The organism is Streptomyces sp. MnatMP-M17, from assembly GCF_900091995.1.
Taxonomy (GTDB): Bacteria; Actinomycetota; Actinomycetes; order Streptomycetales; family Streptomycetaceae; genus Streptomyces.
In genome coordinates, this window is the sequence record NZ_FMDK01000211.1 from 1 (window position 1) to 4,653 (window position 4,653).

The window sequence follows — 4,653 nt, forward strand, 5'->3', positions numbered from 1 at the left end:
GGGCGGGGCCCCTGCCGATCCTGCCTCTGTGGCAGGGCAAGCAGTACGCGGTGGCGCACGACAACATCTCCGGCCTGGAGTGGACCCTGGACGCCTCGACCGTCTTCCGCTTCTGGGAGATCAGCAAGTACTAGTTAGGCCGTGTCCTATGTGGTGAGTTTGATGAGTGGTTTGTAGCACTAGAAGACACCCATGTTCAGCTCAGCGAGACGCTTCCACGTAGGACCCGGTCCAAGACGGTCGCTGTGAGAGAGCGAACGTGCCCGGCATGCCTGCGGAGCTGGCATGCCGGAGGCGTCGGGTGAGTCTGGTGGTCTGGCACCACACCAGGAAGGATGGGACCCCGCTCCGGTTGTGCTCCTTGCATCCTGGAAGACGCTCTCCCAGGTCGAGCTCGCCACCGCCGAGTGGGGCGATTGGTACTGCCACCGTCGATTCCACAGTGAGATGGACCACGTTCCGCCCGTCCAGTACGAGGCCAACTACTACGTGGAATTCGCGAAACTCCAGGTCACAATCGCAATATGAGATCTCTACCGAACCCGGGGCAATTCACTGCTGAAATCCTGGCGGATCTCCCGACGATCCCCGAATCAGCCCGAACCGCAACATCAGTTGCCAAGCCTGTCCTCACCCTGGACGCGCGACGCTGAAAATGTTCGCCTACACGGGAGTAGAGGAATTTACATTCCAGCCAATCTATCTTAATTTCCTGGTTGATGGCTTTTTGTTGCCATGTCAAATGATAGAAGAAACCTGCATCGGGCTTGTGCCCGCCCTTTTCTCGAGTCAACGAGGAAGTGTGGGACTGATGCACCATCAGAGGGGTAGAAGAAATGAAAAGGGAAAATCCTTCCAAAAGGATGACGTTTGTGGCGGCCGTGGCGGCGTGTGTCGGGGTTCTCTTTGTGCAACCCGCTTTCGCCGCACAGACCGAGATCTCCTTTCAGGGAACTCGTGCTGCGGTGGATAATAGTCCGGGTAATGGGGCTGCGGGTTGGGTCTGGGTATATGGCTCCTCGCAGCTCGGTTCGCTTGGAGGGAGTGTCGGTTACAGGCTCTGGGACGGGACCGAAGGCGAACTGGCGGCGGCCAAGGGTAAGACCGCATCCAAGAGCACGAATTCCAGCATCAAGGAATTCCGAGCCTGCTTCATGTACCAGGTCGATGGGTTCGATCTCAAGTCGTGCTCAGCTTGGAGGTCTTTTGGGTAGGGGTTCATCCCTGTGCAATAAAATGTGCGGCTGAGTCTTCTTCACGGACAAGCTGAGCGGGCCCCGAAATGTGTGACCTTTGCCCCGGTTGGTCGACGGGGCGGGTTGTGGTGAGACGGCGTCCCGGACGTGAGGCGAGCACGACGCCAGTCGATCATGGAGTTCTCTGCGCTCCCAGGTCCACGAGGTGCCGTGCTCGCCGCTCCGTCTTCGCCCATGCTGGTTTCTGTCTAAAGGACACCTCACCCGCTATCACGCACCAACTTGTAAGTAGGATCGATGCGGAGGGGCAGGCATTCTCGTGCTCCAGCATCGAGTGATCCCGGCGGTAACTCTGTGCTCAGACTTTCCTGGCTCCGTTGTCGGACGCCCGGGACGTAGTCGGTGTACTCGGACTCCGCGGACCCCTTGGCCGGCAGCCCGTCTATCTGCGCCACGATGGCCTGGGGCGGCTTTGCCGGCGAAGATACGGGTGGTTCCACTCAACTCGTTTGACCTGCTGAAGCGGTAGACCGGTGCTCGTGCCTGCTTGCACGATCCTCTCCGGTCCGAGAGTGAGGTCGCTCACGGGTTGCGAGCTCGCCCGGCGTGTCGGCAGCCCAGCGAATTGCGTCCTTGCTTGGTGACGCGCCGAAGAGGCGGCGGTATTCGCGGCTGAACTGGGATGAGCTGTCGTAGCCGACGCGGTAGCCGATATGCGCGATGTCTTTGGGATGGGTGATCAGCAGAAGCCGGGCCTCATGGAGCCGAATCTTCTTCTGGAATTGGATGGGGCTCATTCCCGTGACGGCCTGGAAATTACGGAAGAAGGTGGAGGAGCTCATGCCGACGAGTTCTGCCACGTGTTCCACCCGGAACGATGTGCTGTAGTTCTCCCTTATCCAATGTACTGCTTTGGCGATATGGGAGAGCTGACTGTCGGCGAGACTGATCTGACGGACCATCGCGCCCTGTTCACCGGTGACCAGCCGCCACAGGATCTCCCGTTTGATCAACGGTGCGAGCATATCTATGTCGCGACGATGGTCGAGCAGGCGCAGCAGTCGTACGACGGCATCGAGGAGTTCGTTCGGCGCGTTGCTGATCGCGAGGGCGGGAGGTGCGGTGCCGCCCCGTGGAACGGTCCCGAGAGGTGCTTGCACGAGTACGTCGGCGACGGCCGACGGTTGAAGCAACATGCTGAAACCCAGGGCCGGTTGTTCCGGGTCGCACTCTGTGAAGTGGCCGCTGACGGGCAGATCGGCTGATGTGATGAGGTACTGCCCGGCACGGTACTCGTATACGTGATCGCCTAGGGCCAGACGTTTGGCGCCTTGGGCGATCAGCGTCATGAGTGTTCCCGTCATCGACGCCGACGGCGAGTCGGACTTCTCCGCCCGCCCGATCAGCACTCCCTCGATGGCGGTGATTCCGTCGGTCCGGGCGTGCCGATTCAGGAGGGTGCGCAGCTCATCCAGCGGCATAGTCTGAGTTCACCTCTTCGGGGCTGAGGTCGGGTCAAGTGACTGATGTGCCGTGATGCTGAGGGAAGGAAGCACGGGCACTCGGGGGCTGGGCAGTGCCTGCCTGGCCCCGGCTACTCCTGCCACAGCCAGGTGACCGCTCGCGCAGCGGCTCGAAGCTGGCGCGCGGCATGGTGTGGAGTGAGGTGTTGGCGGTCGCCGGGGCCTTCCGCTCCCGTCTCGGCGACGAATCCCCCGCACCCTGTTGCCTTGGCTGCCCTGGCGCGAGCGGCGAGCAGCGCTGACTGGGCGCCGCGGCGGCGGCCTTCCGGAAGCGTCGCCCCACCGAACATGTCGGCGCACTCGCCGTTGATGAAGACGCTCCCGACCGCGACGATCGGCTCGCCGTCCCAGACCGCGCACTGTCGCCGGTCGGGCTTGCCCACGCACGACGCCGCTACGTCGGCCATGCCTGGTGTGCCGAAACCGAAGGCGGTCATCATGACGTCGGCCCACCCGTTCGCCCGGTGCGGCTCGACCGGGCCGACGCGCGGGCCGGGTCCGAGCGGCGCATGCCATAGCCCGTGGACAGCACGGTCTCGGTGTCGCAGCTGAGCTTGACGTGACCGTGTCGGCTTGTGCGGTCCAGGCAGGCGGCGGCCGAGGCCCAGTCCGACGGCAGCAGCGGCGGTACGATCATGAACGCGCCCTGGGAAGCGCCCTGTTCGCGGTAGAAATCGCGGACCTGTGCCAGGACGTCGGTGGTGACCGGCGCGCTCTCGCCGAAGCCGTCGGCCTGGTTGAAGAAGTTGGTCGGGTCCGCGCAGACCGCCGGCGCGAGCGCCGAGCCGATGCTCAGCGAGCCGACGCCCAGTGCCTCCCTTACCGGCGTCGGCGCGCCGGTCACGGAGTCGACGTACGCCCCGATCTCGGCCTGCTCGGCCAAGCCGAGCGGCACGGTGGTCTTCACTTGCGCTTTCCCGTCTCTGTGTTGTGTATGAAGTCCGGCACGGAGGAGGCGAACTCCGCCGCCTGCTCGATGTGGCCCAAGTGGCCGCTCTCCCGCAGTTCCCAGAGCGACGTGTTCGGCATGGCCGCCCGCATCTCGTACGCCGAGGAGGGCGGACAGATGAAGTCGTGGATACCGGCGATCACCAGGGTGATCGGCCGGAGGCGGTCGAGGCAGGCCGGATGTGGGACACGGTCAATCCGCTACGGACGACGGCAGTCGCCAACGCCGAGTCGTTCGGGCGCTATATGAACGCCATCCTGCCCGTGGGGTGTCGTAAAGGATCAGCTCGCCGAGACGGTCGGGACTGGTGGGGGTGTTGGTTTCATACCCACAAGATGCGGTGGGGTCCGGGAAAGTTCGATCGGCCGCAGGATTCGTCCGCGACGTGTCTCAGTGGTGGCTGCGTGGGTGGTGAAGGCGCAGCTCGCGGACCCGGCTCCCGTCCAGGAAGCACACCCACGCGACACCGGGTGGGCAGTGGGTCATCCGGCGGGTTGAGCAGGGCGGCCTCCCAGATGACCATGTCGGCCAGCCACGCCCACCCTGCCCCGCGCGCGGAGGACGGGTGGTGCGGCGGGAGTTTGCACCGTCGGTCACCCTCACGGGTGACGATGAGCATCGTGACCCACTCGACCAAGGCGTGAGACAGGTCGAGTGCGACAGGATACGAAACCAACAGGGCTCCTTGGCTGCTGACGGTGCCGGGGGCCCATGAGCTGCGAGGGGCGTAGCCGGGCCTCAGGGAATCCGACGATCTCACCGGTCTCGACCTCGGCGGAACCTCCCTCACCGAGAGCGCCCTGTCGACGCTCGCCGGGATCGTCGCGTTGGGCTGCGGACGCCGCCTGCGCGACGGCCATCTGCCCATTCGCGCCACCCTGGTCGCGCCGCCCGGCTGAGATCCGCGCGGTGCCCGGGGTGGCGACCCCGCCGTACACGCGCGAAACGGCCCGTCGGCCGGCACCGTACTGGCTCGACGGAAGTC

At 64.3% G+C, this 4,653-nt stretch carries 4 protein-coding genes and 1 pseudogene; all 5 read right to left on the reverse strand.

What is annotated here, in order from left to right:
• Nucleotides 1-1,696: 1,696 nt before the first annotated feature.
• Complete coding sequence (locus tag GA0115259_RS10390; protein ID WP_093594177.1) at nt 1,697-2,677, reverse strand: AraC family transcriptional regulator; 981 nt, start codon at nt 2,675-2,677, stop codon at nt 1,697-1,699.
• Between the two features lie 113 nt (nt 2,678-2,790).
• Entirely contained in the window at nt 2,791-3,159 is a 369-nt protein-coding gene (locus GA0115259_RS41665) for a hypothetical protein (RefSeq protein ID WP_237539901.1), read from the reverse strand.
• On the reverse strand, nt 3,156-3,626 hold the full coding sequence (locus tag GA0115259_RS41670) for a hypothetical protein (RefSeq protein ID WP_237539902.1): 471 nt from the start codon (nt 3,624-3,626) through the stop codon (nt 3,156-3,158). The genes GA0115259_RS41665 and GA0115259_RS41670 overlap by 4 nt, the downstream gene beginning before the upstream one ends.
• The gene (locus tag GA0115259_RS10400; protein ID WP_093594180.1) at nt 3,623-3,811 is read right to left on the reverse strand and encodes an alpha/beta fold hydrolase; all 189 of its coding nucleotides are present in this window, start codon (nt 3,809-3,811) and stop codon (nt 3,623-3,625) included. The genes GA0115259_RS41670 and GA0115259_RS10400 overlap by 4 nt, the downstream gene beginning before the upstream one ends.
• Before the next feature lie 425 nt (nt 3,812-4,236).
• Nucleotides 4,237-4,344: pseudogene (locus tag GA0115259_RS38955) on the reverse strand (IS5/IS1182 family transposase); the annotation flags it as partial.
• Nucleotides 4,345-4,653: the final 309 nt, after the last annotated feature.